Below are 18,896 nucleotides of genomic sequence, written 5' to 3'. Positions count from 1 at the left end.
TTGCTGGTTATACTTAACTTTTATTCTGTTCAATTTTCAAAGACCATTTTCTCTTCGTCGCCCTCAAGCGACTTCTTAATAATAACATTTTTGTCGAAACATGTCAACAAGTTTTTCTCATTTTCTTGTTTTCATTTTTCTCATTCGTTGCTGACTTGCATCAGCGACGTGTTTTATCTTAACATAATATAAACATTCAATTAACCAATTTATAATCATTTAACCAAATTATATTAATAATTCTCTTTTTTTATTTATTTTCCTCTATTTTTCTTATGTTGATACGCGTGGTAAAGTATATATATTAATTACTATTTCTCTTGTTAGCACCTGAGTATTTGTTACTTAATATTACATGAAAATAAAAGGCGTACAATAATATGTACACCTTTTATTTAATCTTTTATAAAATAATATTATCTTTTTAATTCTTTCTTTATAGCATCTGCAACAAATTGTACATTAGTTCCAACTATAACTTGTACATTTCCTTTTGAAGGTCTTACTATGCCTCTAGCTCCTAAAGCTTTTAATTTAGCATCTTTTACTATAGCATTATCCTTAACTTCTAGTCTTAATCTAGTTACACAGTTACCTACTGAAACTATATTTTCTTTTCCGCCTAAAGCTCCTATATAAGATTTAGCTAACTCAGCCATATCTCCAGTAATAGCTTCATTTTCAACAAACTCCTCATCCTCATCTTCTCTACCTGGAGTTGGAATGTTAAACTTCTTAATTAAGAATACAAATACTACAAAGTATAATGCAGCAATTCCTAATCCAATTGGAATTATTAATAATGGTTTTGTAGCAATACCAAAGTTTAGTGCGTAATCAATAAATCCTGCTGAGAAGCTGAATCCATGTAACACGCCTAAAGTTGTTGTTACAAACATTGAAATACCAGTTATTAAAGCATGTGCTACTAATAATAGTGGTGATAAGAATATAAATAAGAATTCTATTGGTTCTGTAATACCTGTTAAGAATGATGTAAGTGCTAATGATCCTAATAAACCTATTGTAGCAGTTCTTTTTTCCTTCTTAGCACATACAACTATTGCTAAAGCAACAGCTACCATACCAAACATCATAACTGGGAAGAATCCAGCCATATATATTCCAGCTTGTGGGTCTCCTGCAAAGAATCTGTTTAAATCTCCAGTTTTTCCACCATATTCTCCAATTGTAAACCAGAATATGTTATTTAAAACATGATGTAATCCCATTGGTATTAAGAATCTGTTAAATACTCCAAAGATTCCTGATCCTACTGCTCCAAGACCAACAACCCACATACCAAATGAGTTAATAGCACCTTGAATTGGTTCCCAAATGAATCCCATTAACACACCAATTAATAACATAAATAAAGATGTCATAATTGGAACTAATCTTCTTCCTCCAAAGAATCCTAAGAAATCTGGTAGTTTAGTATTTTTAAATCTATTATAAGTATGACCTGAAACTATACCCGCTAAAATACCACCTAAAGTGTCAAATTTTAATGTACTTGCAACTTCTTCTGGTAATCTAATTCCCCAAATTGCTTTACTAACATTTACTAAAACTAGATAACCTATCGCCCCTGCTAATGCTGCTGCACCATTATCATCATCTGATAAACCAACTGCAACTCCAATAGCAAATATTAATGGTAGATTGTCAAATAGTGCTCCACCTGCTGCTGAAATCCATCCTGCTTCAAAGAATTTTCCTAAAACATCTGGTTGTCCTAATCTTAGTAATAATCCTGCTACTGGTAAAGCTGCTATCGGAAGCATTAGTGCTTTACCAATTCTTTGTAAATAGCCTATAATTCCTTTTCCCATTTATAAATCCTCCTTTATTTTTAATATATAAATTTAGACAGTCCTATAAAAATATAATTTCTTTAATAAAATAAATAAAAAAGAGCCGAAAAGGATATAAAAATCCCTTTCGGCTCATGCTCAACTTATTAATAACACGCCTAAACTTACATATATTTATTTTTCATTTATATTCTATCATTTTATGATATTGTTTTCAAGTATCTTTTAAATATTTTTTAGATTTTTTATTTTTACTTATTATTTTGAATTTTATTTATTTTCAAGCCTTTCGCTTCTTCTTGCTAACGATTTCAACATATTTTTTTACCTATTTTATTGACAATGATATTTAAGTATATATATAATTACACTAGACGTGTTACTGTTTAGTCAGGCATAAGTCCCTAATTTTCTTATAGGACTTGTGCCTTTTGTTTTTAATATCTATGTATTTATTTATTTAATATGAATAATACTATGAATATTAATTACTGTAACGCATTAAAATATATAATAAGAAAGGATGTGGATTCCTGATTTTCAGGGAATACTATGTTTGATTTCATTAAGAAAATTTTCAAATCAGATTCAACAACACAAGAAACTGTAGAAAGCGCTACTTATCTTGTAGCACCTGTATCTGGTAAAGCTATACCTTTATCAGAAGTTCCAGACCCAGTTTTTGCTGAAAAACTAGCTGGTGATGGAATGGCTGTAATTGCTGAAGGTGACACTGTAGTTGCTCCTGCTGATGGAGAACTAACATTAGTTTTCAAAACTAAACACGCTTTTGCAATGACTTTAGAAAATGGCTTAGAGTTACTAGTACACATTGGTTTAGAAACTGTATCTCTTGATGGAGAAGGTTTTGAACAATTAGCTGAACAAGGAACTAAAGTTAAAGCTGGAACTCCTATAATTAAAATTGATAGAGAGTTAATATTAAGTAAAGGCTTATCTCTAGCGACACCAGTATTAATAACTAACGTTGATGCCGCTAAATCAATCACTCCAGTTGAAAGCGGAAACGTTGTGGCTGGAAAAACTGCTGTTGTTAACTTTGAAGTTTAATATATAGTTGTAATTTATTGCTTAAAAAAAATCAGCTAAGAAATTTCTTAGCTGATTTTTTTATTTTTTTACAGATTCTTTAAATCGCTCAATATGCATAGCTATATAAGCTGTTTCATCATCTGAAACATTTAATTCTAATCCCTTAGATATTATCATTCTTGCTTCTTCAGCAATTTTATATGATCGTCTATATTTTGCTTTAATTATATCTTTTAAATCATTTTTTATCGGATTATTTGTAATAACCCTTTCTATAGCAAATCTTATATGTGTTAAAAACCTTGCATAATCTAATGATTTTCTATCAATCTCTATATTTAGTCTGTCTTCAACTAACTCCACTACACTACTTCCTAAAAAACTATACTTTATAGTATTAGATAACTTTCCATTACTTCTTGCAGAATGTATATGCAATGCTATAAATCCTACTTCTCCATCTGGAATATCAATATTTAAACTTCTCTCTATTTTTTTTACTAAATTATATGCCAAATCAAACTCTTTACTATATAAAGTTTCTATTTCAACTAAAAATGGATTTTGTATTTCTTCATTATCCTTTAATCTCTTAATAGCAAAAGATAGGTGATCAACTAACCCTATGTGAATATTTTCATTTAACTCTTCTCCAAGTTCATTCGTAATGTCAACTATTGCCTCTTCAACTATTCCAATTAATTTATTATCTACTCTGTCTACTATTTCATTAAAATTTCTTTGATTTTCTTCACTTTCAATTACAAAAACCTTCTCTATTTTAATTCCTTTTTCAATTATTTCACCTAGTTTTTTAGCAAATCCTATTCCCTTTTGAAATAGAATTTTCTCTTTCCCATTATCTCTTACTAATACAATATTATTGTTAAAAGACCTTACTACTAACACATCATTAATTAAAATACTCCCCATGCTATCCCCCTCTTATACATTAACTTTTGTCTAATATTTTATAAAATGTTATATGATCTCTCCAAGCTCCATTTATATATAAATACTTTTTATTTATACCAACTTCATTAAAATTACAAGCTAAAAGTACTCCTTTAGAACGTATATTATCTATTAGTATAGATGCTTCTACTCTATGTAAATCTAATTCCTCACTAGCATACTTTAATATTAAGCTTACTGCCTCTTTCATATATCCATTTCCTTGATAATCCTTATCCATTGAATATCCTAAAATTCCACTTTTGAATACTCCATATACTATATTTGAAAGCCTAGCCTTTCCTATAAGTTTATTATCCTTATATATTCCAAAGTCAAAGCTTGTTCCATTTATTAATTGTCTATAACTTTCTAATAATATATCCTTTTGAACATCATATGTATAAAAGCTATTATCTCTACTTGGTTCATAAGGTTTTAAATGTTCTTCATTCCTTAGATAATACTCTAATAGATCACCTGCATTATCTGGGGTTAAATTTCTAATCTCTATATTTCTCCCCCTCAATTCAACCATATAGCTTCTATTTAAATCATTATATTCATTTCTATTTATTCCAAAGCTAAGTTCATCTATAAAACAACCATTTACAAAAAGATTTTCAGAAAATATGCCTTCTAGTGTAAATCCTAAATCTAAAAAAACTTTAAAATTAGCTTTCTCATTTACTATAAAGTTTGCTTTATATATATTAACATCCTTAAATATAGCCCTCAATATGCTTTTTATAGTTTCTTTTAATAAATCATAATTATTTTCTCTATAAAACTTTAACTTAACATTACATTTTTTATTCTCTGAATCTAAATCTACGATGGTGAATCTTCCGATTACTATATTATTTTTATCCTTTATAATATAATCGCTAAGAGTTCCCTTAACTAAATCTATATTTACTTCTTTACTATCACTCATACTAATCGCTCCTAAGGATATTGTTAAATTATATTGTTATATTTATTATACATATAAATTAACTGTATATACAACCCAAAGATTCCATGTAAATTTTAACTAAATTATGAACATTTTTCTATAAAAGTTGTTACTGCTACATAAAATTATATAATAAACTTCTAAATCATATCATATAATTAATTACTTATAATACGATTTAGGAGGTGTTTTTATATTTAAACTATTTAAAAGAAAAAGTGAAAAGAGAGGAGTTCCTATTAAAGTAACATTTTTACTATTAATCTTATTTGTTTTAATAGGACTATTCTTAGGATATAAAATATTTGTATCACCTAAAAACTCTCCAAAACAATGGAAGTTAACAGATAATACTAATAAAGGTATAAAGTTTTTTTCTGAAGAAAGTTTAGTTAATGAAATACGTAGTGTAAATAAAATAATACCTTTAGAAACTGAATTAACTGATTCTGTTGTTATCGATAAAAGCTTTGGAAATCTTGATATACTTAAAAAATTTAAAAGAATTAAGTTTTTTGCAAATTGCTCTTATGCTGTAGATCTTTCACAACTTACTGAAAATGATACAAAAATTAATAAATTAAAAAATGAAATTGAACTTTCCCTACCTAAACCAGAAGTTTTTAGTGTAAATATAAATCAGAACAAAACTATATATGAAGAAACTTCTACTGGACTATTAAGATTTGGTGATGTCGAATTGACTACTGAAGAATATGGAGTAATCCAAAGAGAGGTTTGCAATAATTTTGAAATTAAAATGAAAGATCCTGAAATATATGAAAAAGCAATTTCTAATACAATAATTTCTTTAGAAAAATTACTTAAGCAAATTACAACTACAGAAATGAATGTTAAAATAAAATTTAAAGAATAAAAAAAGTGGCTATGCCACTTTTTTAACTTTTCTATATACTATTTAATTAAACTTATTAACATATTAAGTTCATGAAAGTTTTCCCCATAACTACTTTTTTTATCCACAACTGACATAGTAACAATATTATCTATTCCTGTTAAAACCCTTATAGATTCCTTGTTATCCTTGTGGATTATATTATGTGGATTATATTTATTTAAAACTATGGCTTTTACTTCTATCCCAATAGATTGTAGATATTTAACTGTTAGTGTTGTATGATTTATAGTTCCAAGTTCTGATTTCGCAACAACGATAGTTGATAATTTTAAATTTTTAATAATATCTTCTAATAAAATAATATTTTTATCTTTTATTTTAATTGGACATACTATACCGCCACTTCCTTCAACTACTACATACTCATATTTAGATTGCATCCTATTATAATCATCTATAATTTTATCTATTTTTATATCCACATTTTCTATTTTTGATGCTAAATGTGGCGAATATGGATTTTTTAAAGTATATGATACCATTTTATTATAATCTTCATCTAAACCTGAAATATTACATACCTCTTCTGCATCTATTGGAATAAGTTTTTCTTCTTCAGTCCGAGCTCCACTTAATACAGACTTAAAGTATCCTGAATTTATACCTTTTTCTTTAAAACTTTTTACTATTAAAGCTGAAATGAAAGTTTTACCAATATCAGTGTCTGTACCAACTATAAAAATTCCCTTATTCATTATTTCACCATCAAACCTAAATCTTTAATCATTTTTCTATCATCACATATTCTATTTCCACAAGTAGTTAAAAGATTTCCTGTTATTGTTGCATTTGCACCTGCTTTAAATGCTTCTTTTCCAGAATCCTTTAATAAATTTCTTCCTGCTGCTAACCTTATATTTGCCTTTGGATTTATAAATCTAAATATAGCTATAGTTCTAAGTATTTCTTCTTCAGTTAAAGCCTCCTCATTTTCTAGAGGTGTTCCTTTAATAGCCATAAGAGCATTAATTGGTATTGATAGTATATTTAAATTTCTAAGTTCAATTGCCATATCTACTCTATCTTCTCTCGTCTCTCCCATACCAATTATTCCACCTGAGCATACTTCAAGACCTATTTCTTTGGCTTTGTTTATAGTGTCTATCCTATCTTCATAATTATGAGTAGTACATATTTTACTATAATATTTTTTTGATGTTTCAATATTATGATGGTATCTCTTAACACCTGATTCTTTTAATTTTGATAAGGATTCCCTACTTAATATCCCATGTGATGCACAAAGGTTTATATCACATTCATCATTTAACCTTTTATAATAATCCACTACTTTTTCAAAATCATTACCTACTAGAGCTTTCCCTGAAGTTACTATAGAAAATCTATCAACTCCTTCAGTTTCATTTTCTCTTGCATAATTTTTAATTTCCTCATAAGATAATAAGCTATATTCTAATGCGCCTGTCTTAAAATGTATTGATTGTGCACAATATTTACAATCCTCTGAGCATCTTCCACTTTTTCCATTTATAATTGAACATAAATCAACTTTATTTCCAGTTAAAGTTTTCCTTATTAAATCTGCTGCTTTATATAATTCTTCAGCAGGTTCTAAATATAACTTTAATGCTTCTTCTTTTGTAATTTTATATCCATTCAAAATCCTATTAGCTAACATATTAGAAATACTCATATTCTTTCTCCTTAATCTATCTATGCATAACCTAATCTTCTTAATAAAGGAACAACCTTTACTCCTACAAGTGAAATTATAAAAGCTAAGGTTAAATCACTTGCTAAAAATGATATAACTCCTACACTAATCGCTGTCCAAACTCCCATTGCTTGCCCTAAATAAAAGTTATAAATTACATACATATGAACACATCCAAAGACATAAATCGCTACAAGTCCAAGAACAGATGCCATAAATAAATTTTTTATATTTAATTTTTTTATTCTTTCCGTCACCTTACCAATTATATAAGCTCCAACTATAAATCCTACTAAATAACCAAATGTCGGTTGAAATATATATTGTGGCCCTCCACCTTTGGTAAATACAGGTAATCCAATAAGCCCTATAGCAACATATAATATTTGTGCCAATGCCCCTCTTTTGGCTCCTAATGTTATTGCTCCTAAAGCACAAAAGAAGTACTGAAGAGTAAATGGTACTACTGGCAATGGTATTCTAATAAACGCCCCTATTGCTGTAAGTGCTGCAAACATTGACATAAGCACTAAATCTCTTGTTTTTAAATTCATAATTAGCCCTCCATTTTATTTTGATTATCAAAGTATATTTCGATAATACATTATTCTTTTTATATTGTCAACTAATTATTAATTTTAGGTTTACAATTTTAGTTGTTATTGATTTTTACTCTAAAGCCATACCATAAAATTTAAATAAAAAAAGATGCAATAAAATATTATCGCATCTTTTTTTATATTATTTAATTATAGCTGCTCTTAATTTGTCACTTGCATCTTGTAATGCCTTTTGCCAATCTGCAACAGACTTATCCCCAGTCATTACAGAATCAACTGTTCCAACATATACATCTGTGAAGTTTAACCCTTCTACTGGTTCAGTAGCTGCAAATCCACCCATTATAGCTTTAGCTCCATTATCATACATTTGAAGTAATTCAATTTGTAATGGATCTAAATACTTCTTTGCAATTTCTATAGAACCCTTAACTGGTATAACTGCTTTTGCATTTTCTGCAACTATAGCAACTGCTTCATCACTATACATGTAAGCCATAAAGTCTTCTGCTAAGTCTTTATTTTTAGCATCTTTAGGAATATACATTTGTTCAATAAAACTTACAGAGTATTGATCTCCGCCATCCTTAAATGCTGGATAAGGCATGAATCCCCATTCGAAACCTTGTGCTCTTGGAGCATCTTTCATTTCATCAGGTAACCAAGTACCATTTGGTACAAATAAAGCTTTATTATCTAAAATTAATTGTTGATTATTCTTAAATCCTTGTGGATTAGCATTAGCTACAACTGTTGGCTCTAAGTAATCCTTAAGTTTTCCAATAGTTTCTAATGTTTTCTTAGCTGGATCTGAATTCCAGAAACCTTCTTTATAATTCATTGCATCCTTAAATGCATCAATGCCACCTGCTGCGGCTAACATTGGTGGTATCATACAATCAAGATATCCATTTGTTGGATATGACCATAAAGCTATACCATCTCCTTTAGCCTTTTCTCCTAATGCAAACATTTGATCCCAAGTCTTTGGAAGCTCATATCCTTTTTCCTTAAATAAAGTTTTATTATAGAATAATCCTGTTGGACTATAGAATAAAGGCGCTAAGTATGTTTTTCCATCTGAATAAGGATTAGTAGCTGTACTATCAACAAAACCTGGTAACATCTTATCCTTTACTGTAACATCTTCTCCTGGAACCTTCTTGCTTAATACATTGGATAAATCATGTAAGCCTTGTTCTTTAATAAATGTTTCTGTTAAAGCATCCTTTCTACCTGTTGCTAAATAAATTAAATCTGGAACATTTCCTGATTGAATTTGAGGACGAATAACTTCTTCAAGGTTTGATGCAACTGTTAACTCTACAGTAACCCCTTCATGAGACTTTTCAAAATTCTCTTTTAATTTTTCCCAGTAAACTTTCCCATATCCACCTTCAAAAGCTGCTATTTTTAATGTCTTAGATTCTCCACCATTTGTAGCTGCTGTATCTCCCTTAGATCCACATCCAGCTAATGTTGTTACTAACATAAATGAGCTTAATAAAAGTGCTAGTCTTCTTTTTTTCATTGTTATTTCCTCCCTTACCCTCTAAATACCTTAATTTAATACCAAATAATTGAAATCCCTATATATTAATTTTATTATTTTGAAAACGTTATTTATATATTATATTTGCTTTTTATTATAGCTATATTGCTATATTATTGATATCTTTTATTATAAATGTATAACTCTGCAATAAGTCCTGCCATCCCTAAAAGCATAATAGCTATACCACTATATCCAACCATTGAATTTCCTTTAATAACTAAAAACATTGATACTAAAAATAATATTCCATAAATCAGCTTTTTACCCATTTATAATTCCTCCTTATGGATATATTTTACTTATTTTATATACATCCATTTTATTTCAGCTGGCTCTAATTCTATCTTACTTACATTTCCTAGTCCATCATAAAAGTTTGTTATTTGTTTTTCATTTGAATTATTAACAACAGCATACTTATTAGATTCTAAATAAGCAGATACTTCACAGTAAACATTATCTGAATACCACTTTTTCATATCATTTTCTTTACTTGCAGCATAGAAACAAGCTCTAGTTAATATACGAGTATTTTGTGGTGAATATGGTAATCCTGCTATATAAACAGTTCTACCTTTACCATATCTATTTGCAGACATTAGTAAATCTCCATTATCATTTCTTATTATTTCTGTACTCTCTTTAATTGCATAAATATTTTTTTGACCTTCACCAAAATCTAACTCTTCTGAAACATCTTCTATTATAAAATGCTTGTCTAATTCTTCTTTGAAGTATTTATCCGTGCTTAATGAGAATCCTAATTCTTTATCTATTCCTAAAGCATCTGCTAATTGGAAATAATGTCCTCCACTTAATACTGCTGATGGCTCTCCAACACCAACAAATCCACCACCATTGAAAATCCACTCTCTAATTGTTGTAATAATATCTTTATCTAACCATTTATCTCCACCACTAAATGCAGTTCCAGCATCACCAGCATTAATTATTACATCAATATCTTGTGGTATTCCTTCACTTTTTATATCGTCAAAGCTTATAAAGCTTACATCAACACTCATCCCACTAAGAGATTCTATAATTCCTATATAAGTATATATTTGTTTATACCATAGTGCATGTGCAACCATATGTGTTTGCCATGAACGTAATTTACCCCAGCAATTTAATATCGCTACCTTTAACCCACAATAAGGCTTATTACCATCTATATTGTTATATATTTCCCTAAATTCATTACATACACTTTCAATATATTCAACAAAATCAGGGAACTTATATGCTAAAGATAAATATCCTCCATATCCTATTCTATCTACTGGTTTTCTCATTAAAGCACGTCTAGCTGTTATCCAATTTTCCTTTGCTTCTATACTTGGATCATTTCCTTCATAGAATGTATCTGGAAAGAAATATGGTAGAAATCTTCCCTCTGTATATTTAACTCCAGGTATATCAGATATCATTCTTAGTGTTGCACCACCACCAACTGATCCAACAACTGCATCTAAGCCAATTCCCGGGAAATACTTACCATAAGGTTCTGTTCCTATCCAGTTATCCCCTAAGAACATCATAGCTTCTCTATCATGCTCATGAGTTATATCAACCAGCTTTTTAACATTTGCTGCAACAAATTCTTGTTGAAAATCCATATAATCTAAATATTCCTTTGAAGGAACTCTAAATGTACTATTATAATAACCTTGATCAATTATATGTTCTGGTCTTAATTTATATCCCTTAACCTTTTCAAATTCCCTTAATACCTCTGCACTAACACTTGAACTATAACCAAACCAATCTACAAATTTTTCTTTAGCTCTGTCATTAAATACTAATGTAAAGTGATAGAAGAAAGTTGTAAAACGAATTACATTAGTTTCCGGGTGTTCATCTAACCATTTGTGCATTGCTTCAAATATGTGCTTATTTGTTTTTGGCTTTCTTGCATCAAAAGGCATTTCATGTGGCTTATCTCCCCAATTATTAGTAATATGATTATACATTTGAGTGGGGTCCCATATACAATAAGCTAAAAATGAGACTGTATATTCATGCCATTTTTCAGTATTTTTTATAGTAACTTCCTGAGTTTCTTCATTATATGTCCAACTATCTAAGCTTACTACTTCCCCAGTAGTCCTATCTATTACCTCCCAAAATTCCTTAATATCATGATAAGAATCCGGTTGTACTTGCTCCTTAAAATAACCATCCATTATACTAATAACTAGGGTATCTTCACTTGCTAAGTGATGTTTAGTCATTAGATATGTTTGCTGTAACTCATCTTTATTTTGATTTGCCCATTCATTATCTCCACGAGCAACAAAATAAGTTGAATATATTTTCTCTGCTAATCCCTTTATTTCTCTTGGAAGCTTAAAACCATCGCAATCACGTATTGCATCAGCACCCCATTTTTCGGCTATTTCCATTGTCTCTTTGATGAAGTTATCATCAGTTGGTATTGTTATTCTACCTTTACTCATTTTTTCTTTACCTCCGATTATTCCTTTATACCACCAACTGTCATGCCTTCAGTTAGCTTCTTTTGAACTAAAATATATAATATTACCGTTGGAATCATTACTATTACAAGTCCTGCATATAATGCACCATAATCAGTTGCAGTCTTTTGAACTTGCATTAAATTTATTAATCCTAAAGGTAATGTCTTTGCTTTATTTGGTAACATTGTTAAAGCTATAATATATTCATTCCAAAAAGCTAAGAAGTTAAATAATATAACTGTTATTATACTTGGCTTTGCCATTGGAATAATTACATGTATTAATGTTTTAATATTACTACAGCCATCCATATAAGCTGCTTCTTCATACGCCTTTGGTAGAGTTTTTAGGTAATTCATTAATAAATAAATTGTAAAAGGTAATGCTGTCGCTGCATAAATTATAGCTACAACTATTCTACTATCTAAAAAAACTGAAAGACTTGCAGGTACTGCAAATATTTGTCTTACTAGTTTTTCTCCGTCTAATACTAATAAAAATATAGGTACTACTATATAGTTAACATTTATAAAAAGACCTGCTGAAAATATTATATTTAATACTTTTTTACTTTTAAATTCAAATCTTGATAATACATAAGCGGCGGGTATTGAAACTACTAATAAAATTATAAGTGCTAAACCAGTTATTATTACTGAGTTAATAAAATACTCTCCCATATTTGCTTCTACAAATGCTTTACGAAAGTTTTCAAAATAAAACCCTTGTGGCATTGCCCATGGATTTCCATAAAATTCTGATTTATGCTTCATTGAAGCTAATATAGACCATCCTATAGGAACTAATATGCTTAGTGAAAAAATGCTTAAACATACATAACTAAAAATTTTAACTAACTTCTCTGCTGACATTTGTTTGGATGTTTTTTTCATATTAATCCCCTCCTCTAAAACTCAATTACATCTCTTTTGGTTGCTTTACTTATTATTAAAGATAATCCAAATGAGAATATAAATATTATTACACCTATTGCCATACCATAACCATAAGACGAATTAGAATACGCTTGCTTGTACATATAACTTAGGAAAACTTCTGATGCACCATCTGGCCCTCCTGTAGTCATAACTTTTACAAATAAGAAACTTAAATTTATTGTACTAATTATAAAGAATGTAAGTGTTGTCCTTATTGTATTCCAAATTAGAGGTAATGTTATTTGGAAAAATTGCTGCATCCTTGATGCACCTTCTAAATCTGCTGATTCATATAAACTTGTAGGCACACTACTCATACTTGCCATGTACATTACCATGTAATAGCCAACCGCTTGCCATATCATAGCAAAAGCAATACACCAAATTACTACTTTTTGATCTCCTAACCACATTTTAGTTAATGATTCTAAACTAAGTGCTCTTAAACTCGCATTTAATATACCTTGTTTTGGATCAAGTATAGCTGAGAATATAGCTGAAATTACAACTACTGATAAAATATTTGGAAAATAAAATACTATTCTAAAGAAATTTTTAAATTTTGTATCCTCCCTAGTTAAAACAGCTGCAGAAGCAATAGCTAATACTAAAGTAATTACTGTCACTATTACAATTAAAAATAATGTGTTTTGAAATGACTTTAGAAAATTTACATCCTTAAACAGTATAGTAAAATTATCTAATCCTACGAATTTTTTATTATTTGATAGCCCTCCCCATTTGAACATTGACATCCAAAATACATTTATAGTTGGTATTACCATAAATACTATAAATAGTATTAAGGCCGGAATTACTGAAAGACCAACAAACATATTTTTTCCGGTGCTATTTTTTCTACGCATCTATAATTCCCCCCTTATTAATAATCCTCTCATTTGATTATATTGTAATTCATTTGAAATCTTTTACACAACAATATTATTGCTATATTTTTTAGCAATATTGCTATTAATAACAATATTACCAAAATATTGTTATTATGTTATAATATAATTATTATTAATATATTGAGGTGTGATTATGGGTAATACAAGATATTTTGTTAATGAAAAAAATATATACAACTTAAATTATGAATTACTTTATATAAGTAAATCTAAATTTGAAAATGATTGGCATAGTACCGCTCACTTTCATCCATTTACAGAAATATTTTTCATAACTAACGGTAAGGGATCATTTCACCTTGATGATACCGTTGTCAATGTTAAACAGTGGGATTTAATAATAATAAATCCAAATTGTCTTCATACTGAAAAGTCCGTTATTAATGATGATCCCTTGGAATATATAGTCCTTGGCATAGATAATTTAACACTAAATTTTCCTGACACCTATAGTTTGACTGATTCTGAAAACACAAAGCAACCATATAAAATTATGAATTTAAATAGCCAGAAAGAACCTGTATTAAATGCTTTTAACTTACTAATTAATGAAATTCAAAAAAAAGAGTACAACTATGAACTGGCATGCAAGAGCATTTTGACTTTATTTATAATAAATATAATTCGTAGTACTACATCAAACTTATTTAAAGAAGAACCTCAAGAAAAAATGAATTTAGAATGTATGAAAATTAAAAATTATATAGATTCTCATTACTCAGAAAATATAACTTTAGATTTTTTATCAGATATGTCTTATATGAATAAATTTCATTTAGCTCATACTTTTACAAAGCAAATTGGAATTTCTCCAATTAATTATGTTATAAATAAACGTATAGATGAATCTAAAAATCTATTATCAACAACTAATTATTCCATTAGAGATATTGCTTCAATTGTTGGTTTTTCAAATTCTTCTTACTTTAGTCAAATGTTTAAAAAGGTTACTGGAGACTCCCCTAAAAGTTATAGATTAAATAAAATGAATAGTATGTTATAAAACTTAAATACAACAAATTTATATAATAATATTGCGCTATCTTTTATATATTAAATTTTCACAAACACCTTAACATAAAATTCACTTTTTTAGTTTTAATAATTAAAAAAAGGGCTACTTAGCCCTTTTTTATTTAACCCCTAATATATCTTTAATAACTTCTCCACCTATTATCATTCCTGCAACTGGTGGAACAAATGATATACTTCCTGGTATTTGTCTCTTAGATGCACACTTTTTAGTACCTCCTGTACATACACATCCAGTTTTACAAGTAACTACATCTTCTGTTTTTGGTTTTCTTGGCATTTCTTCTGAGTAAACGACTTTAAGTTTTTTTACTCCTCTTTTTCTAAGTTCATATCTCATAACCTTAGCTAAAGGACAAACACTTGTCTTATATATGTCTGATACTTTAAATTGAGTTGGATCCAATTTATTACCAGTACCCATTGATGCAATTATTTTTATATCTTTTTCATAACAATATTGCGCTAAAGCTAATTTAGCTGAAACTGTATCTATAGCATCAACTACATAGTCTACGTCGTCTGGAACTATATCTTTTATATTTTCTGGTGTTACAAATACTTGATGAGTAGTAACATTGCACTTTCTATTTATTGAAAGAACTCTTTCTTTCATAACTTCAACCTTTACTTTACTAATAGTTCCATATGTAGCATGTATTTGTCTATTTAAGTTAGTTAGACAAACAGTATCATCATCTACTAATATTAAATTTCCAATACCGGCTCTTGTAAGTGCTTCTACGGTAAAACTACCTACTCCACCAACTCCAAATACTATTACTTTTGCATTTTTTAATTTTTCTAGCCCTTCACTACCTATAAGTAGCTCTGTTCTAGATAATGGATGTTGTAACATTCATTTGTCTCCTTTATGTATTATAATTTATAACTTATTTTAGACTATTGTTTATATATATACAAGATTATTATTTTTCTATATAATGGAATTAATAAAATCTAAGTAGAAATTTATATAAATTATATATAAAATTACTATTACAAATATATTACTTTGCTAAATATTGGAGGTTTTGCTTTGAAGTCACCATATAAATTAATTGAAAATCAACAACTAAATTTTTCATTTGGAATTTTAAAATCCATAGGCATTTTAGGACTTTGTTATATAATTGAATTATTCTTTATTAGCATACCAGATTTTTTTCTTTCTAAAAATATTATAAATAATCATAGAATATTTCTTATTCCATATGAGTTTATTCTTATACTTATCTTACCCTTAGTTTGGAATGCTATTACTGGAGTAGATACAGGAAAATTTAATATAGAAAAAAAAGTAAATGCTAAAACTATAGTATTTTTAATAATATCTATTTTAGGAATACGCTTAGTATATGATTCTTTAATTCTTCCTTTGGTTATGATAGTTCCTGAAAACTCTATACTTAAAGAAGCCAGCGTATTAATTTCTAACAATCCAATATATTTCTTTTTTTCTGCAATAATTTATGCACCTTTTATAGAAGAAATCTTATTTAGAGGAATTTTATTAAATGGCTTATTGAATAAGTATTCTGCTAAAGTAGCTATCCCTATATCTGCATTTTTATTTGCATTTATTCATCTTAACTTTCATCAAGGAGTTAATGCCTTTATATTAGGGCTATTCTTAGGATTTATATTTTATAAGACTAAATCATTATACTTAGTTATATTTTGTCACTTTCTTAATAATTTTATTGCACTTGATTTCTTTAAACCTACTAGTACAACTGGAATTTTAATATTTACCTTAGCCTGTGCTATTATAGGATTAATATTATTACTTATAGTTCTTTTAAATTTTAATCCAACATACAAAGAAACCTTTGAGTACCTACCTCAAAAATTTAAAAGAACCAAAATAGGTAAACGTGATATGAAAAATCATGAAGATTCCGAAAATCAGGAATATATTAATGATTATCAAATTTAATAAATACTATTAAAACATTTAATTTAAGTATATAATATTTATTAGGCTAATTCTCATTAGCCTAATTTTTTTATGGAGGATTTAATTATGGTTTTAGGAATTATAAGTGCAATGTCAGAAGAATTAGAAATTCTTTTAAAGGATATGAATGTAGAAGAAAAAACTACAAAGGCTAACATGACTTTTCATAAAGGTACCCTTGGAAATAAAAATATAATAGCAGTAGTTTGTGGTATTGGTAAAGTTAATGCGGCTATTTGCTCTCAAATATTAATATCAGAATATAAGGTAGATTCAATTATAAATGTAGGTGTTGCTGGTGGTATAGGTAAAGATATTTACCCTGGAGATGTAGTTGTTGCTACTGATTTAGTTCAACATGATATGGATACAACAGTATTTGGAGATGCTTTTGGTCAAGTTCCAAGACTAGATACATTTGATTTTAAATGTGATGAAAAATTAGTTAAAGCTGCTTTAGAAGCTTGTGAAGAAATAACAGAAATTAACACTTTCTCTGGAAGAATAGTTTCAGGTGATCAATTTATATCAAGTGTTGAAAAAATTCAATGGTTCGAAAAGGAATTCGGTGCAATTTCATGTGAAATGGAAGGCGCAAGTATTGCTCATGTATGTTATTTAAATAATGTTCCTTGTGTTGTTATTAGATCAATCTCTGATAATGCAAATAACGGGGCTCATATGGATTATGAAAAATTTATTCCACTTGGAGTTAGAAACTCAACTACAATTTTAAAAACAATGCTTGAAAGACTTTAATATAAATAAAACACTCTATCTAATAAAATAGAGTGTTTTACTATTTAATTTTGTTTCTTACATATATACTAGTTAAAATCTATGAATAAAAAGCCCACTTCTTGGTTTTGGCTCAAACCATGTTGATTTTGGTGGCATTATCTTTCCACTATCTGCTATATTCATAATATCTTCTATTGTCGTTGGAAACATTGAAAAACTTACTTTCATATCTGTATCTGCTCTTTTTTCTAATTCTTTTAATCCCCTTACTCCACCTATAAAAGCTATTCTATTTGATTTTCTTGGATCTTCTATTCCTAGTATTGGATTTAGTAAATTATTTTGTAGTATTGATACATCTAATTGATCCACTGCATCATCTGGATTATATATTTCATCTTTCGCCTCTAATAAATACCACTTTTTCTCAACATACATACCAAAGGTGTGCTTTTTTTCTGGTTTAATAGGCTTATTTGAAACAGTAATATTAAATTTTTCTTTTACTTTGTTTATAAATTCTTCAATTGAAAGACCATTTAAATCCTTAACTGTTCTGTTATAATCAAGTACTTCAAGCTCACTATCTGGGTATGCTATTGATAGAAAATAATTAAACTCTTCTTCTCCACTATACCCTTTATTCTCTCCTCTTTTAATTTCTCCAACCTTTACTGCTGATGCCGATCTATGATGTCCATCAGCAATATATAAATATTCAACGCTGCTAAATAACTCATTTAATTTCACTACTATATCATTATCATCGATTACCCAAACCGTATGTCCATTACCATCCTCTGATATAAAATCATATACTGGTTCATTTTTTATCCATTCATTAATTATATTAGAAATCTCCTTATTTTCTCTATATGTTAAGAAAATTGGACCTGTATGTGCTGAACAATTGTAAACATGATTTATTCTATCTAATTCCTTATCTTCTCTTGTTAATTCATGTTTTTTTATAGTATTATTTGAATACTCATCCACTGATACACATGAAACTAATCCAACTTGACTTCTACTTCCCATACTTTGTCTATAAATATAAAAACATGGTTTATTATCTTGTATATAAAAGCCCTTATCTATCATATTATCTAAATTTTCCCTAGCTTTTAAATATACATTTTTATCATAAATATTTATTGATGGATCTAAATCTATTTCTGCTCTATCTACATGTAAAAATGAATATGGATTATTTTTAACCATCTCTCTAGCTTCCTTAGTATTCATTACATCATATGGTAATGCAGCTATTTTTTCCGCTAATTCCTTCACTGGTCTTAAAGCCTTAAAGGGTCTAATTACTGCCATTTTAATTCCTCCTATTT

The 18,896-nt window shown here is 28.3% G+C and carries 18 protein-coding genes; 5 read left to right on the top strand and 13 right to left on the bottom strand.

Going from position 1 to position 18,896, the window contains the following annotated elements:
* Positions 1-416: 416 nt before the first annotated feature.
* Positions 417-1,835, bottom strand: coding sequence for an N-acetylglucosamine-specific PTS transporter subunit IIBC (gene nagE / locus ACYQ1T_RS07070; protein WP_459833342.1), 1,419 nt, complete (start codon positions 1,833-1,835; stop codon positions 417-419).
* 534 nt (positions 1,836-2,369) lie between these two features.
* On the opposite strand from nagE, the gene ACYQ1T_RS07065 reads away from it, so the two are divergent.
* Positions 2,370-2,888, top strand: a complete 519-nt coding sequence (locus ACYQ1T_RS07065; protein WP_459833340.1) for a PTS sugar transporter subunit IIA — start codon at positions 2,370-2,372, stop codon at positions 2,886-2,888.
* Between the two features lie 60 nt (positions 2,889-2,948).
* On the opposite strand, the gene glcT is transcribed toward ACYQ1T_RS07065, so the two are convergent.
* Positions 2,949-3,803, bottom strand: a complete 855-nt coding sequence (gene glcT, locus ACYQ1T_RS07060; protein ID WP_459833338.1) for a glucose PTS transporter transcription antiterminator GlcT — start codon at positions 3,801-3,803, stop codon at positions 2,949-2,951.
* Between the two features lie 19 nt (positions 3,804-3,822).
* Positions 3,823-4,761: a GNAT family N-acetyltransferase gene (locus ACYQ1T_RS07055; RefSeq protein WP_459833335.1), complete on the bottom strand. Its 939-nt coding sequence runs from the start codon at positions 4,759-4,761 to the stop codon at positions 3,823-3,825.
* Between the two features lie 214 nt (positions 4,762-4,975).
* Here ACYQ1T_RS07055 and ACYQ1T_RS07050 point away from each other — a divergent pair, with 214 nt between their 5' ends.
* Positions 4,976-5,659: a DUF4230 domain-containing protein gene (locus tag ACYQ1T_RS07050; RefSeq protein ID WP_459836486.1), complete on the top strand. Its 684-nt coding sequence runs from the start codon at positions 4,976-4,978 to the stop codon at positions 5,657-5,659.
* Positions 5,660-5,697: 38 nt separating this feature from the next.
* On the opposite strand, the gene bioD is transcribed toward ACYQ1T_RS07050, so the two are convergent.
* The 8 genes from bioD to ACYQ1T_RS07010 form a co-directional block, all read right to left on the bottom strand.
* Positions 5,698-6,396: a dethiobiotin synthase gene (gene bioD, locus ACYQ1T_RS07045; protein ID WP_459833333.1), complete on the bottom strand. Its 699-nt coding sequence runs from the start codon at positions 6,394-6,396 to the stop codon at positions 5,698-5,700.
* Positions 6,396-7,355 (bottom strand): biotin synthase BioB, encoded by a 960-nt coding sequence (gene bioB, locus ACYQ1T_RS07040; RefSeq protein ID WP_459833331.1) that lies wholly within the window; start codon positions 7,353-7,355, stop codon positions 6,396-6,398. The genes bioD and bioB overlap by 1 nt, the downstream gene beginning before the upstream one ends.
* Positions 7,356-7,375: 20 nt before the next feature.
* Positions 7,376-7,930, bottom strand: coding sequence for a biotin transporter BioY (locus ACYQ1T_RS07035; RefSeq protein ID WP_459833328.1), 555 nt, complete (start codon positions 7,928-7,930; stop codon positions 7,376-7,378).
* A gap of 187 nt (positions 7,931-8,117) precedes the next feature.
* Complete coding sequence (locus ACYQ1T_RS07030; RefSeq protein WP_459833325.1) at positions 8,118-9,467, bottom strand: carbohydrate ABC transporter substrate-binding protein; 1,350 nt, start codon at positions 9,465-9,467, stop codon at positions 8,118-8,120.
* Between the two features lie 134 nt (positions 9,468-9,601).
* Positions 9,602-9,760: a DUF6903 family protein gene (locus tag ACYQ1T_RS07025; RefSeq protein WP_459833323.1), complete on the bottom strand. Its 159-nt coding sequence runs from the start codon at positions 9,758-9,760 to the stop codon at positions 9,602-9,604.
* 30 nt (positions 9,761-9,790) lie between these two features.
* The gene (gnpA, locus tag ACYQ1T_RS07020; RefSeq protein WP_459833321.1) at positions 9,791-11,950 is read right to left on the bottom strand and encodes a 1,3-beta-galactosyl-N-acetylhexosamine phosphorylase; all 2,160 of its coding nucleotides are present in this window, start codon (positions 11,948-11,950) and stop codon (positions 9,791-9,793) included.
* Positions 11,951-11,967: 17 nt separating this feature from the next.
* Positions 11,968-12,864 (bottom strand): carbohydrate ABC transporter permease, encoded by an 897-nt coding sequence (locus tag ACYQ1T_RS07015; protein WP_459833318.1) that lies wholly within the window; start codon positions 12,862-12,864, stop codon positions 11,968-11,970.
* Positions 12,865-12,878: 14 nt separating this feature from the next.
* Positions 12,879-13,775, bottom strand: coding sequence for a carbohydrate ABC transporter permease (locus tag ACYQ1T_RS07010; RefSeq protein WP_459833316.1), 897 nt, complete (start codon positions 13,773-13,775; stop codon positions 12,879-12,881).
* Positions 13,776-13,953: 178 nt separating this feature from the next.
* Between ACYQ1T_RS07010 and ACYQ1T_RS07005 the strand changes: the two genes are divergently transcribed.
* Complete coding sequence (locus ACYQ1T_RS07005) at positions 13,954-14,823, top strand: AraC family transcriptional regulator (protein WP_459833313.1); 870 nt, start codon at positions 13,954-13,956, stop codon at positions 14,821-14,823.
* A gap of 129 nt (positions 14,824-14,952) precedes the next feature.
* Here ACYQ1T_RS07005 and ACYQ1T_RS07000 read toward each other — a convergent pair whose 3' ends face one another.
* Positions 14,953-15,711 carry a tRNA threonylcarbamoyladenosine dehydratase gene (locus tag ACYQ1T_RS07000; RefSeq protein ID WP_459833310.1) on the bottom strand — a complete coding sequence of 253 codons (759 nt, stop codon included), beginning with the start codon at positions 15,709-15,711 and terminating at the stop codon, positions 14,953-14,955.
* A 180-nt stretch (positions 15,712-15,891) separates the two neighbouring features.
* On the opposite strand from ACYQ1T_RS07000, the gene ACYQ1T_RS06995 reads away from it, so the two are divergent.
* On the top strand, positions 15,892-16,791 hold the full coding sequence (locus ACYQ1T_RS06995) for a CPBP family intramembrane glutamic endopeptidase (protein WP_459833308.1): 900 nt from the start codon (positions 15,892-15,894) through the stop codon (positions 16,789-16,791).
* 87 nt (positions 16,792-16,878) lie between these two features.
* Complete coding sequence (locus tag ACYQ1T_RS06990) at positions 16,879-17,571, top strand: 5'-methylthioadenosine/adenosylhomocysteine nucleosidase (RefSeq protein WP_459833305.1); 693 nt, start codon at positions 16,879-16,881, stop codon at positions 17,569-17,571.
* A gap of 72 nt (positions 17,572-17,643) precedes the next feature.
* Here the strand turns inward: ACYQ1T_RS06990 and ACYQ1T_RS06985 are convergent, their stop codons facing one another.
* Positions 17,644-18,879: a DUF1015 domain-containing protein gene (locus tag ACYQ1T_RS06985; RefSeq protein ID WP_459833303.1), complete on the bottom strand. Its 1,236-nt coding sequence runs from the start codon at positions 18,877-18,879 to the stop codon at positions 17,644-17,646.
* Between the last annotated feature and the right edge of the window lie 17 nt (positions 18,880-18,896).

This window comes from Clostridium carnis (assembly GCF_054657435.1).
This window is presented reverse-complemented; position numbering and strand designations above follow the sequence as displayed.